Source organism: Streptomyces sp. NPDC090045 (genome assembly GCF_044747975.1).
Classification (GTDB): domain Bacteria; phylum Actinomycetota; class Actinomycetes; order Streptomycetales; family Streptomycetaceae; genus Streptomyces.
Map to the genome: position 1 here is coordinate 101969 of NZ_JBIVFA010000010.1, position 23120 is coordinate 125088.

The 23120-nt window shown below is 73.3% G+C and carries 19 protein-coding genes, 1 tRNA gene and 1 pseudogene; 10 read left to right on the plus strand and 11 right to left on the minus strand.

The window, feature by feature from the left end; all coding sequences use genetic code 11:
• Positions 1–58: 58 nt before the first annotated feature.
• Both ACIPYQ_RS25480 and ACIPYQ_RS25485 read left to right on the plus strand, forming a co-directional pair.
• A complete protein-coding gene (locus tag ACIPYQ_RS25480) occupies positions 59–616 on the plus strand; it encodes a toxin-antitoxin system, toxin component (RefSeq protein WP_361751801.1) in 558 nt (185 codons plus the stop codon).
• A complete protein-coding gene (locus ACIPYQ_RS25485) occupies positions 613–1782 on the plus strand; it encodes an MAB_1171c family putative transporter (protein WP_401255294.1) in 1170 nt (389 codons plus the stop codon). The genes ACIPYQ_RS25480 and ACIPYQ_RS25485 overlap by 4 nt, the downstream gene beginning before the upstream one ends.
• A 17-nt stretch (positions 1783–1799) precedes the next feature.
• Here ACIPYQ_RS25485 and ACIPYQ_RS25490 read toward each other — a convergent pair whose 3' ends face one another.
• Positions 1800–2576, minus strand: coding sequence for a hypothetical protein (locus ACIPYQ_RS25490; RefSeq protein WP_383572403.1), 777 nt, complete (start codon positions 2574–2576; stop codon positions 1800–1802).
• A gap of 95 nt (positions 2577–2671) precedes the next feature.
• Positions 2672–3292, minus strand: coding sequence for a hypothetical protein (locus ACIPYQ_RS25495; protein WP_401255298.1), 621 nt, complete (start codon positions 3290–3292; stop codon positions 2672–2674).
• Between the two features lie 207 nt (positions 3293–3499).
• On the opposite strand from ACIPYQ_RS25495, the gene ACIPYQ_RS25500 reads away from it, so the two are divergent.
• The 3 genes from ACIPYQ_RS25500 to ACIPYQ_RS25510 are packed head-to-tail and all read left to right on the plus strand — an operon-like array spanning position 3500 to position 7290.
• Positions 3500–5272 carry a serine/threonine-protein kinase gene (locus tag ACIPYQ_RS25500; RefSeq protein WP_401255301.1) on the plus strand — a complete coding sequence of 591 codons (1773 nt, stop codon included), beginning with the start codon at positions 3500–3502 and terminating at the stop codon, positions 5270–5272.
• Positions 5273–5320: 48 nt separating this feature from the next.
• Complete coding sequence (locus ACIPYQ_RS25505; protein ID WP_401255304.1) at positions 5321–6646, plus strand: sensor histidine kinase; 1326 nt, start codon at positions 5321–5323, stop codon at positions 6644–6646.
• Positions 6634–7290, plus strand: a complete 657-nt coding sequence (locus ACIPYQ_RS25510) for a response regulator (RefSeq protein WP_401255307.1) — start codon at positions 6634–6636, stop codon at positions 7288–7290. The genes ACIPYQ_RS25505 and ACIPYQ_RS25510 overlap by 13 nt, the downstream gene beginning before the upstream one ends.
• A 28-nt stretch (positions 7291–7318) precedes the next feature.
• Here the strand turns inward: ACIPYQ_RS25510 and ACIPYQ_RS25515 are convergent, their stop codons facing one another.
• Both ACIPYQ_RS25515 and metG read right to left on the minus strand, forming a co-directional pair.
• Positions 7319–8512: a glycosyltransferase 87 family protein gene (locus ACIPYQ_RS25515; RefSeq protein ID WP_401255310.1), complete on the minus strand. Its 1194-nt coding sequence runs from the start codon at positions 8510–8512 to the stop codon at positions 7319–7321.
• 151 nt (positions 8513–8663) lie between these two features.
• Complete coding sequence (metG, locus tag ACIPYQ_RS25520; protein ID WP_361751785.1) at positions 8664–10379, minus strand: methionine--tRNA ligase; 1716 nt, start codon at positions 10377–10379, stop codon at positions 8664–8666.
• A gap of 448 nt (positions 10380–10827) precedes the next feature.
• Between metG and ACIPYQ_RS25525 the strand changes: the two genes are divergently transcribed.
• Positions 10828–11385: a sigma factor-like helix-turn-helix DNA-binding protein gene (locus ACIPYQ_RS25525; RefSeq protein WP_401255314.1), complete on the plus strand. Its 558-nt coding sequence runs from the start codon at positions 10828–10830 to the stop codon at positions 11383–11385.
• A gap of 827 nt (positions 11386–12212) precedes the next feature.
• Positions 12213–12932: pseudogene (locus ACIPYQ_RS25530) on the plus strand (IclR family transcriptional regulator C-terminal domain-containing protein); the annotation flags it as partial.
• 343 nt (positions 12933–13275) lie between these two features.
• On the opposite strand, the gene ACIPYQ_RS25535 reads toward ACIPYQ_RS25530, so the two are convergent.
• Both ACIPYQ_RS25535 and ACIPYQ_RS25540 read right to left on the minus strand, forming a co-directional pair.
• Positions 13276–15063: a DUF262 domain-containing protein gene (locus tag ACIPYQ_RS25535; protein WP_401255317.1), complete on the minus strand. Its 1788-nt coding sequence runs from the start codon at positions 15061–15063 to the stop codon at positions 13276–13278.
• 140 nt (positions 15064–15203) lie between these two features.
• Positions 15204–15288 (minus strand) — tRNA-Leu (locus ACIPYQ_RS25540).
• A 268-nt stretch (positions 15289–15556) separates the two neighbouring features.
• Between ACIPYQ_RS25540 and ACIPYQ_RS25545 the strand changes: the two genes are divergently transcribed.
• Complete coding sequence (locus ACIPYQ_RS25545; protein ID WP_401255320.1) at positions 15557–16750, plus strand: low temperature requirement protein A; 1194 nt, start codon at positions 15557–15559, stop codon at positions 16748–16750.
• On the opposite strand, the gene ACIPYQ_RS25550 is transcribed toward ACIPYQ_RS25545, so the two are convergent.
• Positions 16734–17675, minus strand: coding sequence for a beta-ketoacyl-ACP synthase III (locus ACIPYQ_RS25550; protein ID WP_327412547.1), 942 nt, complete (start codon positions 17673–17675; stop codon positions 16734–16736). The genes ACIPYQ_RS25545 and ACIPYQ_RS25550 overlap by 17 nt on opposite strands.
• A gap of 206 nt (positions 17676–17881) precedes the next feature.
• Between ACIPYQ_RS25550 and fdhD the strand changes: the two genes are divergently transcribed.
• Positions 17882–18709, plus strand: coding sequence for a formate dehydrogenase accessory sulfurtransferase FdhD (fdhD, locus tag ACIPYQ_RS25555; RefSeq protein WP_401255324.1), 828 nt, complete (start codon positions 17882–17884; stop codon positions 18707–18709).
• Here the strand turns inward: fdhD and ACIPYQ_RS25560 are convergent.
• The 4 genes from ACIPYQ_RS25560 to ACIPYQ_RS25575 form a co-directional block, all read right to left on the minus strand.
• Entirely contained in the window at positions 18699–19172 is a 474-nt protein-coding gene (locus ACIPYQ_RS25560) for a hypothetical protein (RefSeq protein ID WP_401255327.1), read from the minus strand. The two genes, fdhD and ACIPYQ_RS25560, sit on opposite strands and share 11 nt — an antisense overlap.
• 1 nt (position 19173) lies before the next feature.
• Complete coding sequence (locus tag ACIPYQ_RS25565) at positions 19174–19605, minus strand: (2Fe-2S) ferredoxin domain-containing protein (RefSeq protein ID WP_401255330.1); 432 nt, start codon at positions 19603–19605, stop codon at positions 19174–19176.
• A 9-nt stretch (positions 19606–19614) separates the two neighbouring features.
• Positions 19615–20655 (minus strand): bile acid:sodium symporter family protein, encoded by a 1041-nt coding sequence (locus tag ACIPYQ_RS25570; protein WP_401255333.1) that lies wholly within the window; start codon positions 20653–20655, stop codon positions 19615–19617.
• Positions 20656–20805: 150 nt separating this feature from the next.
• Positions 20806–21969, minus strand: coding sequence for a hypothetical protein (locus ACIPYQ_RS25575; protein ID WP_401255336.1), 1164 nt, complete (start codon positions 21967–21969; stop codon positions 20806–20808).
• 157 nt (positions 21970–22126) lie between these two features.
• Between ACIPYQ_RS25575 and ACIPYQ_RS25580 the strand changes: the two genes are divergently transcribed.
• Positions 22127–22978, plus strand: coding sequence for a LysR substrate-binding domain-containing protein (locus ACIPYQ_RS25580; RefSeq protein ID WP_401255339.1), 852 nt, complete (start codon positions 22127–22129; stop codon positions 22976–22978).
• The last annotated feature ends 142 nt before the right edge of the window (positions 22979–23120 follow it).

Sequence of the window (23120 nt, forward strand, 5' to 3'; positions counted from 1 at the left end):
CGAAAGTCTGGGTCTGATCCTTGAGTCCTGATCCGGATCCGCGCCGACGGGGAGAACGGTGAGCATAGGCAGAGAGCAGCGGCGGTTGTGCGGGGAGCTGGTGGCCGGCATCCGGCTGACCGCACCCGTGGAACCCGTGGACCTCTACGCTGCCCTCTGCGAGGGCATGAGCAGACACCGCGGCCGACGGGTGGACTTCCGGATGGCCTCGTTCCCCCCGCGGACGGCGAGCGGCCTCTGGCTCGACATGGCGGACCGCGATCTCGTGGTCATCGAGGAACGCACCGCGCCCGACCACCAACTGGTCATCCTGGGCCACGAGCTGTGGCACATGAAGGCCGGCCACTGCAGCCACCACGTCGACGGCGCCGCCGTCGCCGCGCGGCTGCTGACCGACGAGGCGGACATCGGAGAGACCGTCCGCCGCGTCGCGGCGCGCACGCGCGCCGACGTACAGGAGGAGACCGAGGCCGAAACCTTCGGCTTACTGCTGGGCAGTCGTTGCCGGAACTGGCTGGCGGGATCGGCCGGGCACCGGGCTCCGGTCCAGCGCGACCAACTGGCGGGCCGCATCGAGGCATCGCTGGGCTACCGGGGGCACAGGAAAGACCGTTGAACGGCGAGGACTACTACATACCGGCGGCCGCGATGGCGATCTCACTCGCCTTCAAGCTGCCGGCCCTGCGGCACAACTGGCGCGACCCGCTCCTGCGTTCGGTCGTCGCCCTGCTGACTCTTGCGGGAGCGGTGTTCTTCTTCGCGGCCCCGCCCACCATCGCGGCGGTCAACCGCTGGACCGGGATCGTCAACGTCTCGGCCCCCCTGGTGTACTGCCTGATCACCGCCTTCAGCGCCTCCTGCCTGGTCCTGATGGTCAACTGGCGCGGCGGACCGCCCGAACAGACCCGGCGCGTGTCGCGCCGCTGGATCACGGGCTACAGCCTCGTGATCGTGGCCCTGATCGTGCTGTTCGCCCTCGGTGACACCCCGGTGGAGCGGCTGCGCGACTTCGACACCTTCTACGCGAACACCCCGTACATCGGGATGATGATCGCCCTCTACCTGCTGGCCCACCACGTGGCCGCGGTGGTGATGGTGGTCCTGTGCTGGCGCTGGTCCCTGCAGGTGCGCGGCTGGCTGCGGGTCGGCCTGATGATCATCGTCTCCGGCTACATCTTCAACCTCACCTACGACGCCACCAAGATCTCCTCGGTGGTCGCCCGCTGGCTCGGCCACGACCTCGACGACCTGAGCACCTACGTCGCCCCGCCGCTCGCCGCCCTGGGCGCGCTGATCAGCGCGATGGGCTTCGTGGTCCCGCTGGTCTGCCAGCGGCTGTCGGACCACTGGCAGACCTGGGCGACGTACCGCCGGCTCGGCGCGCTGTGGCAGGAGGTGCAGATCTCCGCGCCAAGCGGCACGCCGTCCGTGCAGATGGCCTGGTGGTCCGCGGCGGAGCTGCGGGTGATCCAGCGGGAGTCGGACATCCACGACGGCTTCCTGCACCTGGGCCCCTACTTCGACAAGGGCCTGCGCGACGGCGCCTACGAGAGCGCCGTCACCGGAGGGGCCGACGAGGAGACCGCCCGCGCGGTCGCCGACGCCGCCATGGTCGCGGCCGCCGTGCGGGCCCGCTCCGCGGACCCCGAGGGCAGGATCATCGGCGAGGACGAGGAGACCCTGCCCGACACCGCCGACGGACCGCGCGACCTGCTGCGGATCTCCCACGCCCTGCGGCATTCACCGGTGGTGCAGGCGGTCCGTCAGCAGGTCGCGGTGTAGCGGGCGCCCCTGCGGGCTCAGCGGGCCGCGGCCACCGCCGTCTTCGGGAACAGGTCCTGGAACGGCCCCGCGGAGTCGATCCCGTCCCGCCCGTAGGGCGCGTCGAAGCTCCACACCATGAACAGCAGGAACACGATCAGCGCGCTGAACAGTCCGGCGAGCAGCAGCTCCCGCCCGGAGCGGCGGATCTGCAGGGTGAAGATCAGCCCGACGGTGACCACCCCGCCGACCAGCAGCCCGAACCACACCACGCTGGGCAGCGTGGACTCGGAGCTCTGCGTCCGCGAGTGGCGGGCGTCGTCGGCGGCCGCGATGTGGTCCAGCAGCGGCTGGTAGGCCTGCGCCTGGAGCTCGGTGGCCGGGCTCTGGTGGGTGACGTCGCTGCGCAGCTTGCCCAGCAGCTGAGCACCCTCGGCCGACGCCCCCTCCCCGGAGGTCAGCAGCGGCCAGTCCACGGCGACGGTGTGGGAGACGTACGCGTCCACCTCGCCGCGGATCCGGTCGCGGACCGCGGCCGGATAGACGTCGGCGCGCTGGGTGACCTCGTACAGCGCCTGGGCCTCGCGGCGCACGCTGTCCTCCGCGGCGCCGCGCGCCTCCCAGACGCCCGCGATGGCCAGGCCCAGCACGATGGCGTAGACCACGCCCACCATCATCGTCATGTACTCGATGACGTCGGGGGTTTCGCTGGTGTCCTCGTCATCCGCGGCCCGGCGGTGCCGGATCGTGGTGATGGCGAGGACGACGGCGCAGACGAGCGCCATGGCAATGGCCAGGACCAGCCATTCGGACACGTGGATTCTCCCGGTGTGGGTGGGGTGGGTGGGGTGGGTGGGGTGGGTGGGGTCGACGGGGCGCGGCGGGCGGCCGCGGCTCCTGGAACGGGCCGTCAGCCGCGGCCCTTGGAGCGCGGACGCAGGGCGGCCGCGGCGAGTACGGCCGGGGTGGTGACGACGACCATGAGCATCACGGTGGACATTCCGTTCGGGCCGCGCCGCTCCAGGACCACCGCACGGTACGGACGCACGTGGAAGGCACTCACGCGCGAGGCGGCGGCGGCCCTGGGTGCGGGCGGGGCGGGTGCGTCGGCGGGCGCTCCTGAGGCTGCGCCCCCGGGATCCGGCGCGGGCCCCGGCGGCTCCGCGTCCCCGGCCCCGGCCTCCGCGGAGGGCGCCGCCGGAGCCGGCACGACCGGCGGCTCCGCCGGCTGGGGCAGTCCCGGCCGCGCCGGCCGTGCGGGCACGGCGACGGCCGGCGCGGGCATCCGCCCCGGGTGGTGCACGGTGGGCCGGTCGGCTCCGGGCACGGCCGCCCGCACCGAGGGCCGTCCGGACGGCAGGGCGACCGGCCCCTTCGGCTGTGGCCCCTTCGGCTGCGGTCCCTTCATCGGCACGCACAGGTCCACGCGGGCGCCGCGGCCGTGGCCGTCACCCGCGACCGCCACGTGGCCGTGCAGCGGGCAGAGCGCCGCCACCAGCCCCGCCCCGGCGAAGTACTGCCAAGCGGTCACGCGCGTCCTCCCGAAATCCGCAGCAGATGCAAAGGTCACCGCTGAAGAAACGATCAAGGCCCGCCTTCGACACGCCGCGGACGGATCGGTGACCCTGACGCCGGGTCATGTCACCCGGTCGCGCGTCGGGCTCGTGCGTGCGCTCGTGCCTCCACTCGTGCGTGCGCCCGGCCCCGGCCCGCGGCAGCGATGCGGCATGATGGCGCCATGGGGACCCAGGGGGAGAACGCCCGACTGATCGCCGGGCGTTACCGGCTGGACGCCAAGCTCGGCCGCGGCGGCATGGGCATCGTGTGGCGCGCCACCGACCAGCTGCTCGGCCGGTGCGTCGCCGTCAAGGAGGTGGCGCTCGATCCCGCGCTGTCCGAGGACGAGGCCCGGCTCCAGCGCGAGCGCACGCTCCGCGAGGCCCGCGCAGCGGCTCAGCTCAAGCACCCGCACATCATCGTGGTGCACGACATCGTCGAGGACGACGAACGCCCGTACATCGTCATGGAGCTGGTCGAGGGCGGCTCCCTCGCCGACCGGCTCGCGCGCAGCGGCCCGGTGGACCCCGCGGAGGGCGCCCGGATCGGGATCGCCCTGCTCGGCGCCCTGCGCGCGGCGCACGCGGCGGGGGTGCTGCACCGGGACATCAAACCGGCGAACGTCCTGCTGGAGGCGCCGGGCGGCCGGCCCGTGCTCACCGACTTCGGGATCGCGCAGGTGGCGGGCGCGACGACGCTGACCTCGACGGGAGCCTTCGTCGGTTCCCCGGAGTACACCGCGCCCGAACGGATGTCCGCGCAGGCGCCGGTGGGGCCCGAGTCCGACCTGTGGTCGCTGGGCGCCCTGCTCTGCGCGGCGGTGAGCGGCGCGTCGCCGTTCCGGCGGGACTCGCTCGGCGGGGTGCTGCACGCGGTGGTCTACGACGAGATCCGGCCGCCCGCCGCGTGCGGGCCGCTGCTGCCGGTGGTGCAGGGGCTGCTGGAGCGCGATCCCGCCGAGCGGCTCGGCGCGGAGGAGGCGGAGCGGCTGCTGCGGGCGTACGCGGCGGCGGCGCCGGAGTACACGCCGACGCAGGACGTGTCCGGGACCGCCGTACCCGCGCCTGCGCCCGTACCGGCGCGCGTACCGGCTCCCGTACCGCCACCGGCTCCGCCGCGGGTCCCGACGGCGGCTCCCGTGCCGGCGACGGCGCCCGTGACCGCGCCCGCGGCAGCGGCAGCCCCCGCACCCGTCCCCGCACCCGGGAAGCGGCGGCCGGCGGCCGCGCTGATCGCCGGCCTGCTGGTGGCCGCGATCGCCGGGGCGGGCGTCTCCGCCGCCGCGCTGCTCATGAACGACGACGAACGCCGGGGACAGGCCTCCACGAGCGGGACTGCCGGCGGCCGCAGCTCGGCCCCGGACCCGGCCGCCACCTCCCCGGCCCCCGCACCCACGACCCCTTCGTCCACGACCCCCACGCCCTCCCCCAGCGCCCCCACGGTGACCCCGGCGGCGCCGGCGGCGCCGGCGGCGCCGCAGCCGGTCTCCCCGTCCTCCGACGACAAGGGCGCCCCGGCCGGCTACCGGGTCGCCGAGGACCCGGAGGGCTTCTCGCTCGCCGTCCCCCTCGGCTTCACGCGCAAAGTCGAGGGTCCCCGGATCTTCTACATGTCCCCCGGTGAGACCTTCCGCATCGGCATCAAGGTGGCCGATCCGGAGTCGGGCGGGCCGCTCGCCGTGCACCAACGGGCCCACGCCAAGGGGCCGTCCAACAACCCCGGCTACCGGGACGCCGGGGTCACGGCCAGCACGCACAACGGCCACGAGGCCGCCCTCTGGCTGTTCACCTGGAACGGTTTCTCGCCGGCCGAGGGCCCCCGGCAGACCCGCGACCTGTGCTGGGAGGAGGGCGGCCGGCTGTACGACGTCTGGGTCTCGTCGCCGGTCGGACGTTCCGGCGAGGCACGGGGCTACTTCGACACGGCGGTACGGACCTTCGTACGGACCGGCTGAGCGACGAACCCGGAGAGTACCGGCCGGCACCTCCTAGACTGGGGTCACATGTCCGACTCCCTCCCCCTCGCCGCCGCGGCGGCCGAGCCACCGTCTGCCCAACCACCGGTCGCCGTCCGGGCGGCGATGCGCCGGCCCCTGCGCTTCCTGGTCTCGTGGTGGCCCTGGCGGTGCTGGGCGTACGCGGGCGGCGGATTCCTCATCGGCTATCCGGTCCTGGTCGTCCTCGGACTGCTCGTCGGTCTCGGGGTGGTGCTCGCGGTGGCCGGGATCGGGCTGCTGCTCCTGCTCTGCGCGGTCGTCGCCGGGGTGCCGCTGGGGGCGCTGGAGCGGTGGCGGCTGCGGTGCGTGGAGCCCGTGCACGTGGCGGACCCGCACGCCTCGCTCGCCGGGGCCGGGCCCGCGGCCTGGCTGCGGACGCGGCTGCGCGAGCGGGCCACCTGGCGGGAGTTCGGGTACGCCGCCCTGCTCGGGCCGGCCTTCGGCGCGGCCGGGTTCCTCGTGATCGCGCTGGTGGCGTTCTCCCTGATCCTCGTCGCGACCCCGGTCACCGTCTGGGCCATCGCCCCGGACCACGTGATGCTGATCCCCGGCCGGCCCGTGTCCGGCCCGCTGGAGGGCCTGGGCGGTACGGCGGCCGGACTGGCCGGGCTGGTGGTGGCCGCGTACGCGGGAGCCCTGCTCGCGTGGGCTCAGGTCGCGACCGTGCGCCGGCTGCTCGGGCCGCGCGAGGAGGCCGACCGGGTCCTGGAGCTCACCCGCTCCCGGGTCCGGCTCGTCGAGGCCTTCGAGGCCGAACGGCGCCGCATCGAGCGGGACTTGCACGACGGCGCCCAGCAGCAGCTGGTCGCGCTCAGCATGACCCTGGGCCTCGCCGAGCTGGAACTGCGGGGACTGCCGCAGGCCGCGGAGGCCGCCGCGCTGGTCGCGCGGGGCCGCGGCGAGGCGAAGGTGGCCCTGGAGCAACTGCGCGACCTCGTACGGGGCATCCACCCGCAGGTGCTCACCGACCACGGGCTCGCGGCGGCCGTGACCGAGGTGGCCCTGCGCCACCCGGTGCCCGTGACGGTGGACCTGGACCTGCCCCGGCTGCCCGAACCGGTGGAGATCACCGCCTACTTCACGGTCACCGAGGCCCTCGCGAACGCCGCCAAGCACAGCGGCGCCTCGCGGATCGCGGTCGCGGGTAGGGTCGAGGGCGACCGGCTCACCCTCTCCGTCACCGACGACGGCCGCGGCGGCGCCGACCCCGGCGCGGGGGCGGGCCTGGCAGGACTCGCGGACAGGGTGGCGATGTTGAAGGGCAGACTGGTGGTGTCCAGTCCCGTGGGCGGGCCGACCGAACTGCGCGTGGAGGTCCCGTGCTCCGGCTGATCCTCGCCGAGGACTCCGTCCTGCTGCGCGCCGGGCTGACGGAACTCCTCACCCGTGGCGGCCACCGGGTCCTCGCGGCCGTCGGCAGCGCCGAGGAGCTCGTACGGGCGGTGGAGGCGGAGCGGCCGGACGCCGTCGTCACCGATGTGCGGATGCCGCCCGGCTTCCGCGACGAAGGCCTGCGGGCGGCGCTCGAACTCCGCTCCCGGGACGCCTCGTTGCCCGTGCTCGTGCTCTCCCAGTACATCGCCACGGCCTACGCCACGCAGCTGTTCACCGGTGCCTCGGCGGCCGGGCTGGGCTATCTCCTCAAGGACCGCGTCGGCGAGGTGGCCGAGTTCCTGGACGCCCTCCAGCGGGTCGCGGACGGCCAGACCGTCATCGACCCGGAGGTGGTACGGGTCCTGCTCAGCCGCCGTTCCGAGGACCGGCCACTGGCCCGGCTGACCCCGCGCGAGCGCGAGGTGCTGACCCTGATGGCCTCGGGCCTCAACAACCAGGCCCTGGCCGCACGGCTGTTCATCACCGAGGCCGCGGTCGTCAAGCACGCGTCCAGCATCTTCACGAAACTGGACCTGGACGCCACCGAGGGCAACCGCCGCGTCCTCGCGGTCCTGGCCCACCTGCGCGGCGCCGACGGATAGGCCGTCTCCTCCGGATCCCGCTCCCCGGCTACCGCCGGGAGCCGCCCCCGGACCCGCGCACCACCGCCGGAAGCATTCCCGGCTGCCGGGAGCCCGCCACGATACGGGTGGGGCGCGCGGGCGCGGCGACCGTGCGGGACCAGAGGGCCAGCAGCACCGGGAGCGCCAGGTAGCCGAAGCGGCCCGCGGGGGCCAGCAGGAAGGCCGTGGTGAGGCCGATCGCGAGGCGGTCCGCCGCCGCGACCAGCGTGCGCGGGGGCCGGACCAGCAGTGAGAGGGCCACGGCCAGGCCGCCCAGCACGAGCAGAGCCGTCGTCAGGTACCAGCCCCAGGAGCCCAGTTCGGCCAGCAGGTGTCCGGGGAGCGGGCTGCCCGCCGGGGTCGCGACCTCCGCACGCCCGGTGGGGAAGGCGAACACCTGCCGCCACAGCTCGCCCGGCTGCAGCAGCGCACCGGGCAGCACCAGCACGGCCGTGCCGACCGCCGCCGTCAGTCCGCAGCGCACCGCCGGCCGACCGCCCCGGCAGGCGGCGAGCAGGGCCACCGCGACGGCCACCGCGGGCAGCGCCGTCCACTTCAGCGCGCACGCCCCGGCGAGGGCCGCGCCGGCCACCACGGGCCGGCCCGACGCCGCGGCGGCGAGCGCCAGGCAGCACAGCCCGGCCAGCGGCAGGTCCACCCCGCTCACGGCGAGGGGCATGGCCACCAGGGGCGAGGCCACGAGCACGGGAAGCAGCGGTGAGCGGGCCGCTCCGAGCAGCCTCCGCCCGGCCCACAGGCCGGTGAACAGGGCCGCCGCGCACCAGATCCGGGCATCGCCCAGCAGCCGGACGGCCCAGCCGTCCCCGCCGCCGAGCAGGGCCCGCGGGATGCCGAGCAGGGCCATGCCCGGCAGGTACGGCGTGTACTCCCCGACGGCCCCGGGCCGGTCGACGTAGAGCCGGCCGGACTCCAGCAGGAGCCGCCCGGACCGTTCGATGACCATCACTTCCGACTGTCCCCGGCCGGTCAGGACCAGCCACAGCAGCGGTACGGCGACGGCGGCGAGGGCGGTGCGGCGGCGTCCCAGGGCGGTGGCCGCGGCGGCGACGAGGTACCCGCAGGCCGCGCACCAGCCCCACAGCCGGTGGGGTTCCAGCGGGGACAGGAGCGGGAAGGACAGCGCCCAGGCGGCCGCGAGCAGCCAGCCCGCGGTCCAACGGGCGGTACGGGAAAGGGTCATGGACCCATTCCAGCCGCGCGGCCCCCACCGGGTCTGCACGCCCAGGTGGACACTGTGCGGTGGGGTTTTCCCTACCGTGCCCGGCCCGGCGGGCACGCGAAAGGGGCGCGGCCCGAAGGCCGCGCCCCTCACGGTGTCGTCACTTGAAGGCTCAGGCCTCCGGGGAACCGCCGAAGCGCTCGCGGTAGGACTCCAGGTCCTCCTCGGTGACCCGCGCGAAGAGCACCGGCGGCACGGTGAACGGCGTACCGGCCGGGACCGCGTCCAGGGAGCGGGCCTGCTCCGGGGTGACCCAGGTGGCCGTGTCGTCGGCGAGCTCGAAGGAGGAGCGCATGGCGCGCGCCGAGGCCGGGATGAACGGCTCGGAGACCACCGAGTAGAGGTGGATCAGGTTCATCGCGGTGCGCAGGGTGAGGGCCGCGCCGTCCAGGTCGGTCTTGACCTCCAGCCAGGGGGCCTTCTCGTCCAGGTAGGCGTTGCCGGCCGACCACAGGGCGCGCAGCGCGGCCGCCGCCTTGCGGTACTGGAGGGACTCCATGTGTCCCTCGTACTCGGCCAGCAGTTCGGCGATCTGCTCGCCCAGCTTGGCCTCGGCCTCGCCGGCCGGGCTGCCGGCGGGGACCTCGTCGCCGAACTTCTTGCGGGAGAAGGTCAGGACGCGGTTGACGAAGTTGCCGAGGGTGCCGCCGAGGTCCTTGTTGACCGTGGCGGCGAAGTGCTCCCACGTGAAGGACGAGTCGTCGGACTCGGGCGCGTTGGCGATGAGGAAGTAGCGCCAGAAGTCGGCCGGGAGAATCTCCAGCGCCTGGTCGGTGAAGACGCCGCGCTTCTGCGAGGTGGAGAACTTGCCGCCGTAGTACGTCAGCCAGTTGAAGGCCTTGACGTAGTCGACCTTCTTCCACGGCTCGCGGGTGGCCAGTTCGGTGGCGGGGAACATCACCGTGTGGAACGGGACGTTGTCCTTGGCCATGAACTGCGTGTAGCGGACGTCCTCGGCCTCGTACCACCACGACTTGTAGTCGCGGTTCGCCGGGTCCAGGTCCGACCACTCCTTGGTCGAGCCGATGTACTCGATCGGGGCGTCGAACCAGACGTAGAAGACCTTGCCCTCGGCGGCCAGGTCGGGCCAGGTGTCGGCCGGGACCGGGACGCCCCAGTCGAGGTCGCGGGTGATGGCGCGGTCGTGCAGGCCCTCGGTCAGCCACTTGCGGGCGATGGAGGAGGCGAGCTGCGGCCACTCCTCCTCGTGCTCGGAGACCCAGGCCTCGACCTCGTGCTGGAGCTTGGACTGCAGGAGGAAGAGGTGCTTGGTCTCGCGGACCTCCAGCTCGGTGGAGCCGGAGATGGCCGAGCGGGGCTCGATCAGGTCCGTGGGGTCCAGGACGCGGGTGCAGTTCTCGCACTGGTCGCCGCGGGCCTTGTCGTAGCCGCAGTGCGGGCAGGTGCCCTCGACGTAGCGGTCCGGCAGGAAGCGGCCGTCGACCGGCGAGTAGACCTGCCGGATCGCGCGCTCCTCGATGAAGCCGTTCTCCTGGAGCCTGCGCGCGAAGTGCTGGGTGATCTCGCGGTTCTGCGCGGAGGAGCTGCGGCCGAAGTAGTCGAAGGACAGCTCGAAGCCGTCGTAGACCGCCTTCTGGGCGTCGTGGGCCTGCGCGCAGAACTCGGCGACCGAGATGCCGGCCTCCTTGGCGGCGAGTTCGGCGGGGGTGCCGTGCTCGTCGGTGGCGCAGATGTAGAGGACGTCGTGGCCGCGCTGGCGGAGGTACCGGGAGTACACATCCGCCGGAAGCATCGACCCGACCATGTTGCCCAGGTGCTTGATCCCGTTGATGTACGGAAGCGCGCTGGTGATCAGGTGTCGAGCCATCCTCGGATGCTCCATTTCCTCTGTGCGGTACCACGTGACGTGACGGACTGTGAGTGCGGTTCATCGTATCGAACCGCCGAAAGGCCACGCGCCGCATTTGTTCATGGGGGACATAACGCAAAAGCGAGGGCAGTGACCTCTCCGTCACGGCCCTCGCGATCGGGCCCATGGTACAGGCGGACGGCAGGGCACCGGACCCGAGGTCCGGCGGCACCGGCAGCGGGCATATGCATATGCGCTGGCTGGAGCCCTGCGCGATCAAGATCGATCATGGCTCGATCATTGCCGACGCAATGCCTCCAGCTTTCTTCTCTGCGCCCTCCGAGTGCGCCCGCGCTGCTTTCCTGTTCTGCGCACAGGGGATGGAGGTGGAGCGGTGAACGATGGCGGACCGGAGGAGTCCGGTGGGGCCGTGGGACTACCGAGCCGGCGTCGGCGGCCGACTCCCATGAGCCAGTGGGGTCCGACGGCGCGCCTGTCGTACTGGGCCTTCCACGCCAATCGGCGGCCCGCGTACATGCGCTTCGCGTATCTGCAGCTGGGTTCCGACGCGGCGGCGGAGGAGGCGGTGGACGCCACCTTCGACTCGATCATGGGCGAGTGGCTCCGCATGCTCCACATGGACCGCCTCGACGCCTACGCGTGGACCGTGCTCAAGCACTGCCTGGTCGACCGGCAGCACCGGCGCCACCCCTGGCAGCAGCAGCCCGAGCCGATGGACATCAGCGCCTTCGAGGCCGCCCTCAAGGAGGCCCACGCCGACCAGTACGAGGTGCTGACCGACGCCATCCGCTTCTACTCCGCCGTCTCCCGGCTCGCCGAGCGGCAGCGCGACGCGGTCCTCCTGAGGTACGGGCTCCAGTGCACCCCCGGTGAGGCCGCCTCGGTGATGGGCGTCGACGAGGCCACGGTCCGCTCCCACCTCGGCCAGGCCCACCGGCGGCTCGCGCGCCTCCTCGACACGTCCGCCGCATCAGCCGAATCAGCCGAATCAGCCGGCTCATGAAGCGGTACGAGCCCCAGGAGCGGCAGAACGGCGACCCGACCCCCCGCTCGCTCGCCGACTTCCTGGCCCGGGCGGGCGTCCGCGACCGCTACCGGTACTACGACCTCGGCGCGGCCGAGGCCCGGCTGCTGCGCGCCACACCGCACGGGCCGGTCCCCGGACACCGGGCCCGTCGCCGGTCGGCCTACGGCTGGAGCGACCCGGCCCGGGACTGCCCGCTCGACGTCGAACGGGCGCGGCGCGACCTCAAGGCCGTCTGCCTGGCCTCCGTGTGCGCGCCGAAGGCCGGGACGCACCTCGACTCCTTCCGCACCGGCGGGCGCACCGACCTGGCCGGCGCGGTCGTCTTCGGCTGCCTGCTGCACCTCGCCGGGCTGCGCGAAGGCGCCCGCTTCTGGTGGCAGTTCGCCGCCGGTTCCGGGAGCCCGCCGACCGCCGCGGCCGCGTACTGCCTCTTCCTCGACCACTCCCGGCGCGGTGAGCACCACGACGCCCGGCACTGGGCGCGCGAGCTGGGCCGCCGCGGCTTCCGGCCGGGCGGCCGGCGGGACCTGCGGGAGGTCCGGCTGTGCGCGCAGGCCGCCGTGCTGCGCTACGTCGACCAGTTCGAGGACCCCGACCTGGGCGCGGTGCCACTGCCGCGGCCGGGGCTGTCCGCGGTGCTGAGCGCCTTCCTGGCGCCGCCCGTCTCCGTGACCGCGACCGTCCCGGCTCCGGCGGCCCCGGTCCCGCCGGCCGCGGGCCGGCCGTCCGCGGGACCGCTGCGCCACCCGGCGCTGACGGCGGCGGCCCGCGGGACCGTCGTCCAGGGCGGGACGGGCGAGGCCCTGGCGGAGGCCCGCCGCGCGCTGGCCGTCGTACGCGTCCTGGAGCAGCACCCGTTGGGGGTGCGGGCCGCCCGGCTCGCACGGGAGTCGGGCCTCGCCGAGGCGGAGCTGCGCCGGCTCCTGTCGATGCTGTGCGAGGAGGAGTACGCGTACCGCGCGGGCGCGGGGGTGTACGGGCGCGGGCCCGCCCTGGACCGGCTCGCCGCCCCCGGCTGCCACGGCCTGGCCGGCCAGCTCCAGCGCACCCTGGCCCTGGCCCGGGACAGTGCGGGCGCCGCGGTGTACCTCAGCCGGTACGCCGGCGGGGAGGTGCGGATCACGCAGATGGCGGACGGGCCCGCGACCCCGCCGGTGCGGGAGTGGGTCGACTTCCGGGCCGCCGCGCACGCCAGCGCGGTCGGCAAGTGCCTGCTGACCCAGCTCGACCACGACCGCCGCGCCGACCACGTGGCCCGGCACCGGCCCGCCCGGCTCACCCCGCAGACCATCACCGACAGCCGGGCCCTGTTCTCCGCCCTGGACGCGGTCGCACCGGGCGCGCCCGTCTTCGACCTGCTCGAGTACTCCCCCGGAGTCGTCTGCTCGGCGGTCCCGATCGCCGCCGGCGGCGCGGCCGGGAGCCTCGCGCTCTCCCTGCCCGCGACCCATGCCCACCGGCTGCCCGAGGCCACCGCGGCCCTGCGCCGCAAGGCCGTCCCGGTGCTCCTCGCACTGCTGCTGACCGGCGCGATCCCCCCGGACACCCCGGCTCCCGCGGACGCTCCCGCGGCCGAGCCCCCGGCGCAGCCCCCGCCGATGAGGGCCCCGGTCACCCCGGAGACCCTGCGCCACCTCCGCCGCCTCTTCCGCACCCCGCTGACCGGAGCCACGGCTGCCGCGGGCGGCCCCCATCTGGTCAGCGACACCACGACCGCGGCGGCCTACCTCTTCGACGCCGCCCCGCACACCGACCGGCCCCGCCTTTCCCTCCCCCACACCTTCACCTCGGTCACCCCGGGCAGCCTGACCACCCCGTCGGGCCTGGTGGTCCTGGGCACGTGAACGGTCCGGGGCCGGGCCCGGCTCAGTGCCCCGGAGCGGTCTGCCGCGTGGATTCGCTCAGCCTGGTGAAGGCGTCGCGGACCACCGAGGCGATCAGGGTGCGGCGGGCCGCGAGGAACTCGTCGTACGGCATGTGCTCCCAGCCGTCCGGGAGCGCGTGCCAGTGGCGCTGCCGGGCCAGCCGGTCGCCGGGGATCTGCTTGGCGGCGACCTGGGCGGGCCAGTACTCCGCGGGCGGCTGATCGGAGATGGCGATGTTGTCGCTCCACTCCACCAGGGCCATGTTGGCGATCTGGTTGATCCGCGGGGTCTCCGTGATGCCGCTGTTCTTCAGGTGGTTCTTCGGGAAGAGGTGGTGGCGCTCGATGCCCTTCTTGGCGGTGATCGCCGGATCGAGACGGGTGCGCACCTTCCCCGTGGACAACAGGGCGTCGGCGTCCAGGATGTTGAGCGCCGCGATGTACGCCATGAGCGCCGGGGACTTCGAGGCAGCGGTCTCGAGGTTGTTGGGCAGCGTGATGGCCCAGTAGTCCTGGGTGAGGGTGTCGTCGACGACCTTGTTCAACGTCGCGAGGTAGGCATCGGCGTCGCCGGCGGCCACGCCGGACAGGCGGGCGAGGTCCTGCTCCACCCGGGTCTCGAACGAGCCGGAGTAGCGGCTGGTGGTGTGCGCCATGAAGAACCAGCGCGCGATGGTCTCGCGGAGCCGGTCGAGCGGCACTTGGTAGTCGACGCGGCCGACCAGCCAGAGGGCGTAGGTGTAGATCACGGCGTTGGCGGAGCTGATCATCTTGCTTCCGCGGAAGCCCGCACGCTCCAGGCACTGCAGGAACTCGTGCCAGTTCGTCAGGTCCAGTGCCTGCTTCTGTGCTGCCTGGAGGCGGCCGAACTGCTCCTCGCGGAGGTCGGCGGAGGGCTTGCCGGTGTCGAGGTCCCTGCCGCGGAGGACCACGTAGACCTGCTTGAGGACGGCGCGGCGCAGGGCGAGCGCCGTGGTGACGCGGAGCATCTGGGAAGGCTCGGGCTGGATGTGCCAGTTGAAGGGAGAGGATTCGTCGAGGCTCGGCTGGTGGGCCTCGCGGCAGAAGTCCTCCAGGGCGCGCCGGCCCTCCTCCCAGAACACGGACAGCAGGGTGAGGATGAAGTCCGCCTGGTTGAGGGTGACGCCGTTGCTGTTGATCCGGACGAAGATCTCGGCGACTTCCTCCTCGTCGATGGTCTCGGACAGTTCGACGATCTTGAACTGGTAGTTGCCGAGGCCGTGGAGGTCGTCGAGCGCCGTGTCCAGGCGGTCCTTCTCCTCCTCGTCCAGCTCCCGCTTCTCCGCGAGGCGCTCCAGGAAGGACCGGACGACCTTCTTCCGGTTGTTCGGCGCCCAGAGGGTGCTGATGTCGTGCAGGTACTCCGGATCCTTCTCGACGGCGGCGTCCGTGACGGCGAACGTGGCGTCGGTCGGCCGGAACGCGAGGCGGATCCGGCGCGTGGTGAAGTCGTCCCGGAGCACTTCGGCACCGGTGATCACGGCGTAGAGGGAGGTGAGCCGCTGCTGCCCGTCGACGATGAGGTGCTGCGGCACGGCCTGCTTGGTCTCGGTGCCGATCTGGCGGGCGCCCGGTTCGGCTCCGGTCTTCCAGAACAGCAGGGAGCCGACGGGGAAGCCCTTGTACATGGAGTCGAACAGGTCACGCGCCTTCGCCGCCGGCCAGACGTACGGGCGCTGCAGCTCGGGCAGGGCTATGGTTCCGCGCTCGACGTCGTTCACGAGGTGGGACACAGCGAGCGTCGTGTCGCTGTAGAGCAGCTTGGCCATGGCGTGCGGTTCCTCCACGGAACGGGCGGGTGCGGGACACCCGGAGGCTATCCGACCCTTCCGTCACACCGAGTGGCCTTCAGCTCGGCGTATCACTCCCTGGAACGACAAAAACCCCACCGAAGTGGGGTTCTCGCTTGTGTCCGAGGGGGGACTTGAACCCCCACGCCCGATAAAGGGCACTAGCACCTCAAGCTAGCGCGTCTGCCATTCCGCCACCCGGACCAGGTGGTCGGCCCCGGTTTCCCGCGGCGACATGGACAACAATAGCAAAGGATCGGCGGGGTTCCGACCACTTATCCGAGCGGTGGACGTCCGCCACGCCGGGCTGACCTGCGGGCATACCCCGAAGGGCGTGGCGAGACGGGATGTCTCGCCGGGGTCGGGCGGGGTGGGGCGACGGCGCCGTGGGACATCCGGATGCCGATACAGGCTGGACACCGGGGATGCCGGGCGGTCGGATGGCTGCGCACACATCCGGGGGGAGCCGCGCATGGAAACCGAGCACCGCGTCAGCACGCTGGAGCTGTTCTTCGACCTCGTCTTCGTCTTCACCATCACGCAGTTGACGGTGCTGCTGGCGGACGACCTGACCCTGCGGGGTGCGGGGCAGGTGGTGCTGATCTTCACCGTGCTGTTCTGGATGTACGGGGGCTACGCGCACCTGACCAACCAGGTGCCGCCGGACCGGACCGTCCGGCGGGTCCTGCTGATGCTGGCCATGGGGGCGTTCCTGGTGTGCGCGCTGGCCGTGCCCACCGCTTTCGGGGCGGGCGGCGTGGCCTTCGGGCTCGGGTACCTGCTGGTCGTCCTGGTGCACAGCGCGCTGTACACGCAGGCGCACGGGCGCGGGGTCCTGTGGTTCGCGCTGCCCAACGCGCTGTGCGCGCTGTCGGTGACCGGGGCCGGGTTCTTCGACGGCGTGCCGGCCTGGGGGCTGTGGATGCTGGCGCTGCTGCTGCAGTTCGCGACGCCGGTGGTCGTCCAGCGGGTCGCGGCGAGCGGGGCGGCGGGGGCCGGGGCGGAGCCGGAGGCGCCCGGGCAGACGGTCGGCGACCAGCTCGGCGGGATGAACGCGGCGCACCTGGTGGAGCGGCACGGCCTGCTCCTGATCATCGTCTTCGGCGAATCCGTGATCGCGATCGGCATCGGGGTGGGCTCGCTGCCCCTGTCCCCCGGGATCGCCGGGGGCGCCTTCCTGGCCCTGACCGTGGCGTCCGCGATGTGGTGGATGTACTTCGTGCGCGACGAGGGCCGGGCCGAGGGGGTCTTCGAGCGGACTCCGCCCGAGCGGCGTTTCCGGCTGGCGATGGTCGCGTACTACTACGCCTTCCTGCCCATGCTCCTGGGCATCGCCGTCTTCGCGGCGGGCGTGAAGAAGACCATCGGGCACCTGGGCGAGCACCTGCACACCGGGCCGGCGGTCGCGCTGGCGGGCGGGGTCGCCCTGTACCTGGCCGGAGACCTGGCCTTCCGGGCGGCGCTGGGCATCGGGCCGGCCCGTTACCGGGCTGCGGCCCTGGTGCTCTCGCTGGCCACCGTCCCCGTGGGCACGGGGTGGGCGGGAGCGGGCCAGCTGGTGGCGCTGGCGTGCGTCCTGGTCGGCGCGCTGGCCGCCGAGGGCCGCCGCTCCCCCGCCGAGCCGGCGGAGGGAGCGGCCGCGGAAGCCGTCACGGGCAGTGGATGACCTGGCCCGCGTAGGAGAGGTTGCCGCCGAAGCCGAAGAGGAGGACCGGGGCGCCGGAGGGGATCTCGCCGCGCTGGACCAGCTTGGACAGGGCCATGGGGATGCTGGCGGCCGAGGTGTTGCCGGAGTCGACGACGTCGCGGGCGACGACGGCGTTGACGGCGCCGATCTTGGCGGCGAGCGGCTCGATGATCCGCAGGTTCGCCTGGTGGAGGACGACCGCGGCCAGGTCCTCCGGGGTGATCCCGGCCTTCTCGCACACCTTGCGGGCGAGCGGCGGGAGCTGGCTGGTGGTCCAGCGGTAGACGGACTGGCCCTCCTGGGCGAAGACCGGCGGCGAGCCCTCGATCCGGACCGCGTTGCCCATCTCCGGGACCGAACCCCACAGCACCGGGCCGATGCCCGGCTCCTCGCAGGCCTCGACGACGGCCGCGCCCGCGCCGTCACCGGTGAGCACGCAGGTGGTGCGGTCGCTCCAGTCGGTGATCTCGGTCATCTTGTCGGCGCCGATGACCAGGGCGCGGGTGGCGGAGCCGGCGCGGATGGCGTGGTCGGCGGTGGCCAGGGCGTGGGTGAAGCCCGAGCAGACGACGTTGATGTCCATCACGGCCGGGCCGCCGCCCATGCCCAGCTTGGCGGCGACGCGCGCGGCCATGTTGGGCGAACGGTCGATCGCGGTGGAGGTCGCGACCAGGACGAGGTCGATGTCGTCCGGGGTCAGGCCGGCGCCGGCCAGCGCCTTGCCCGCTGCCTGGTAGGCCAGCTCGTCCACCGGCTCGTCCGGGCCCGCCATGTGGCGGGTGCGGATGCCGACGCGGGACCGGATCCACTCGTCGGTGGTGTCGACCATGGCCGCGAGGTCCTCGTTGGTGAGCACTTTCGCGGGCTGGTAGTGCCCTAGCGCCACCACGCGTGAACCGGTCATGGGCGGGGTCCCCCCTTGTACGGAAGTCAGGATCACCCAGCTTTGCCTGCTACTGATGGGTACGTGTGCGTGTGACCCGACAGGATTCCGGCCCCGGATTTTGGAGCTTCCCGAGGATCCACCTGCCGGGGGCGTCGTGGGAAGCGGAACCGGGACAATGAGGTCGTCGGATACCGGCGAGAAACTGAAGGGGAGGGCTGATCACCATGGGACGGGTCACCGAACGCCGTCGCGTCGTCCGGATCCGGAACGGCGGGGCGGGTGTCCGCCCGGACACGCTGGTGGCCGAGGAGCCGCTGGAGATACGCCTGAACGGCAAGCCGCTGGCCATCACGATGCGTACGCCGGGCGACGATTTCGCGCTGGCGGTGGGCTTCCTGGTCAGCGAGGGAGTACTCGCAGCGGCGTCGGACGTCCAGGCCGTCACCTACTGCGAGGGGGCCACGGAGGACGGGTCGAACACCTACAACGTGGTCAACGTGCAGCTGGCCGCCGGGGTCCCCGTGCCGGACATCACGCTGGAGCGGAACGTCTACACCACCTCCTCCTGCGGCCTGTGCGGCAAGGCCAGCCTGGACGCGGTCCGTACGGCGACGCGCTTCCCGGGGATCGCCTCCGATCCGGTACGGGTATCCGCGGAGGTCCTCAGCGCGATGCCGGACCGGCTGCGCGCGGCCCAGAAGGTCTTCGACCGTACGGGCGGACTGCACGCGGCCGGGCTGTTCACGGCGCAGGGCGAGCTGCTGGACCTGCGGGAGGACGTGGGCCGGCACAACGCGGTGGACAAGATCGTGGGCCGGGCATACCAGTCCGGGAGGCTCCCGCTGACGGGCGCGGTCCTGCTGGTGTCGGGCCGGGCCTCCTTCGAACTCGCGCAGAAGGCCGTGATGGCGGGCATCCCGGTGCTGGCGGCCGTCTCCGCGCCGTCCTCGCTGGCGGTGGACCTGGCGCTGGAGTCGGGGATGACGCTGGTCGGCTTCCTGCGGGGGCCGGACATGAACATCTACGCGGGCGAGGAGCGGATCACCCTGTAGCGGCGCGCCGGAACAGCTCCACGGCACCAGGCCTGTAGTCGAGGAACGTGGCCCGCACGTCGCTGCCGTCGCCCGTGGTGCCCCCCTTGCCGGTGCCGTTCAGCAAGAACCAGTCGGTGCATTCCTGTACCGCGGGGGTTCCGTCGGGGCTGAACTTGAGCAGGATCCCCGGGTTCTCGTCGGAGGGGTGGCCGAGGGTCCAGCTCCCCTCGCCGGTGAACACGCCGGGCCTCTCACCCCGGGAGCACTCCCAGCCCGAAGCGTCCGAGAGGCGGGCCCGGCCGCCGGCCAGCACCTCGAGTCGGGCTCCTCGGTTGCCGTGCCAGGTCCCGATGACGTCCGCCTCCGTCAGCGGGGAGTACTTGCCACCCAGCAGGCCGAAGGCCAGGGCCAGCAGCAACAGCAGACCGAACAGCACGCTGAGGACTATGGTCACCGCGCGGGCGAGGTTGTGGTCGCGCACGTCAGCGCCCCCGGCGGGAGCGGCGCGTGGAGGCCGCGGCCGGCTTCGGTGCCGGGGGGTCGATGCGGTGGAGGTCCAGGGTGGCCGGGAGCGGGGTCGTGCCCGGGCCGCCGGACTCCGCCCAGGCGATGATCTCCTCGGTCGCGGTGTCGTCCAGGGCCCAGCCGAACCAGGTCGCGCGGGCGCCGCGGCGGCGGGCTTCGGTGGTGGGCTGGACCACGATCACGTTGGCCTGGGCGCAGGGGCCGAGGCAGTCGCTCGTACGGACGGCCAGCCGGCCCCCGGAGGCGGCGGCGGCCTCGCGCAGCCGGGCGAGCTGGCCGGCGTGGTCGGAGCCGGGGTTCTTCCGGGGGTCGCCGCAGCAGCAGCCGCGGCAGACCACCAGGGTGCAGGGGCGTTCGGCGTGCGCGCCGAGCGGGCGTATCCAGGTCACTACCGCACGTTAACGGCCCCGGGGGGCGGGGTGTTGGGCCGGGGGCGAGACCTCCGCCACACGGTCTGCCGCGCGTTCGGGCTCGGCGTCCCGGGCGCGGCGGCGGGCGAGGACCGCACAGACCATCAGCTGCATCTGGTGGAAGAGCATCAGCGGGAGCACGGCGAGCCCGGCCTGGGCCCCGAACAGCACGCTGGCCATGGGGAGTCCGGCGGCCAGGCTCTTCTTCGACCCGGCGAACTGGATGGCGATGCGGTCCGCGCGGCCGAAGCCGAGGCGCGCCGACCCGTACCAGGTGACGAGCAGCATGACGGCGAGGAGTACGGCCTCCACCAGCAGCAGGGCGCCCAGCCGCGGAAGGCTGACCTGGTGCCAGATGCCCGCGGCCACGCCCGCGCTGAAGGCGGCGTAGACGACGAGCAGGATCGAGCCGCGGTCGACGTAGCCGAGGACCTGCTTGTGGCGGACGAGGAAGCCGCCGACCCAGCGGCGCAGGGCCTGCCCGAGGAGGAAGGGCAGCAGCAGCTGGAGGGTGATCTCGAGCAGGGAGTCGGGGGAGAAGCCGCCCGCGTGGCCGCCGAGGAGGCCGGCGGCGAGGAGGGGGGTGAGGACGATGCCGGCCAGGCTGGAGAAGGAGCCGGCGCAGATCGCGGCGGGCACGTTGCCGCGGGCGATCGAGGTGAAGGCGATGGAGGACTGGACGGTCGAGGGGACCAGGCAGAGGAAGAGCAGGCCGCCGTAGAGCGGCTGGGTCAGGACGCCGGGAACGAGGACGCGGGCGGCCAGGCCGAGGAGGGGGAAGAGCAGGAAGGTGCAGGCGAGCACGGTGAGGTGCAGCCGCCAGTGGCGCAGTCCTTCGAGGGCCTCGCTGGTGGAGAGCCGGGTTCCGTAGAGGAAGAAGAGCAGGGCCACGGCCGCGGTGGAGGCGCCGTCGGCGACGGTGGCGGCCGCGCCGCGGGCGGGGAGCAGGGCGGCGAGGCCGACGGTGCCGAGCAGGGCCAGGACGTACGGGTCCAGGGGCAGCCGGGCGGGGAGGTGCGGGCGGCGCATGCGCGGGGTGCTCACTTGCTGTCGGGGCGGGTGGCGCCCGGGCCGACGGGCCCGGGCGCGGTGCTCCCTCCATGGTCGACGGTGGGGCGGTCATCGGGAAACCCGTACACCGCACTCACTGCCATCACGCTCTGCGATAGCAGGTGCGCGTCAGACCTCGTCGACCCCCGCGGCGGGCGGGGTCGCCTGAGCGGTCACCGGGGTGGTCACCGGGACGGTCGCGGCGTCGGTCGCCGGGGTGACGGCGGCGATCAGGACCGCCGCGAGGTTCTCCTTGCGGATCCGCTGGTCGACGTAGAGCAGGGCGATGACCAGCTGGGGGAAGCCGTACTGGAACACCGCGCTGAGCAGGCCGCCGACCAGCGTGGCGATCATGTACACGACGATTGCGGAGATCAGCTGGCTCGGATCCACGTCGGCCCCGTCCCCCGCCATCAGGGTCGGGAAGAGCGGGATCATGCCGACCATGCTGAACGGCATCTGGATGATGTAGCCCACGGCGCCGGCCACGAGGTACCCGAGCATCGTGATGCCGAACACGCGCCACCAGTCACCGCTGACCAGCTGGGCGGAGCGCCGCAGCGCCGCGACGGGGCGCATTTCCTCGAGCACGGCGGCGGCGGGCGCGAAGCTGAACCGCGTCATGAGCCAGACCGCGACGGGCATGTAGAGGAAGACGCCCAGGAACAGCATGGAGAGCGCGGCGGCCGGCGGCTCGGTGTCGTGGACGGACATGACGATCAGCGGCACGCAGATCGCGTAGAGGACGAGGAGCGGACCGCCCACGATCAGCCCCGTGAGCAAGACGGTTCCGAGCACGGACGGCATCCGGGACCAGCTGCGGCGCCACATCGCGGCGAAGGTCGTGGGCCGGCCGAGCACGGCCTCCTGCGTCACCGCGGGAGTCAGTGCGCTGATCAGCCCCGCGCACAGCGTGACCACGACCAGCAGGAGCACGAGGGCCGGTACGAAGGACAGGAACAGGGTCGCCACGTCTTCACCGTCAGGACGGTCCCCGGGCGGGAGGTCGAAGATGGCGGCGAATTGGTCCTGGACGGCGGCCACGGTGACGCCGATCCCCGCGAGCACGACCAGGATGCCGAGCCCCTGGACCGCGAGCATGACGCCGATCAGGGGCTTCGCGTACTGGCGGAAGGTGGCGAAGCCGCCGTTGAACACATCGCCCATGGTGAGCGGGTGCAGGGGTATGACGCCGGGCTTCGGCGGAGGCGGCGGGAGCGGCGGCTGCCAGCCGCCTCCCCACTGCGGATTCGGCTGTCCCGGGTACGGTCCCGGCCCCATGTGGTGCGACATCAGTTGTCCCCCTCGAAATGAAGGGACACGGTAACCCGGCGCACCGCGCACGGCGTAGCCGCCCCCGGCTCCGCGGACGTCTCGTGCGCAGGTCAACGGCCGTGACGAGGCCCGCCGGTCGGTGGGGACGGCCGGGACACCCCCTAGCATCGGCGGTATGTACGACCCCGTCCAGCTGCGTACGTTCCTCACGGTGGCCCAGACGCTCAGCTTCACGCAGGCCGCGGGGCGGCTCGGCGTACGGCAGTCCACGGTCAGCCAGCACGTGCGGCGGCTGGAGGAGGCGACGGGGCGGCCGTTGTTCGTGCGGGACACGCACAGCGTGGAGCTGACGGAGGACGGCGAGGCCCTGCTCGGCTTCGCGCGGACCATCCTGGAGGCGCACGAGCGTGCGGCGGCCTTCTTCGCGGGGACGCGGCTGCGGGGGCGGCTGCGGTTCGGGGCCTCGGAGGACTTCGTGCTGACGCGGCTTCCGGAAATCCTGGAGGGCTTCCGGCACGAGCATCCCGAGGTGGATCTGGAGCTGTCGGTGGAGCTCTCGGGGACGCTGCACGAGCGGCTGGACGCGGGGCGGCTCGACCTGGTGCTGGCGAAGCGGCGCGGCCCGGGGGACGAGCGGGGGCGCCTGGTGTGGCGGGACCGGATGGTGTGGATCGGCGCCGAGGGGCTGCGGGTGGACCCGGAGCGCCCGGTGCCGCTGATCGTCTTCCCGCCGCCGGGCATCACCCGGGCCCGGGCCCTGGAGGTGCTGGAACGCGAGGGCCGGGCCTGGCGGATCGCGTGTACGAGCGGCAGCCTGAGCGGTCTGATCGCGGCGGCCCGGGCCGGTCTGGGCGTGATGGCGCACACCCGCGGGCTGATCCCGCCGGGCCTGGTGCGGGTCGGCGGGCTGCCGGAGCTGGGGCCGGTGGAGTTCGCGCTGCTCCGCGGGGCGCGCCCCTCGGCCGCGGCCGAGGCGCTGGCGGCGGCCGTGCTCTCCGGCGCGGACCGGCTCAGCCGCACCGGCTGACGGGCCCGCGCCGGCGGGAGCGGCGGCGACGACCTCGGCAGCGACCCTGGCGGCGACCGCGGGATCACCCCCGCGAGAACCCCTGCGACAAACCCTGCGGCAACACCCGCGGCAACCCGGACGGCACCGCCGACGTCGCACG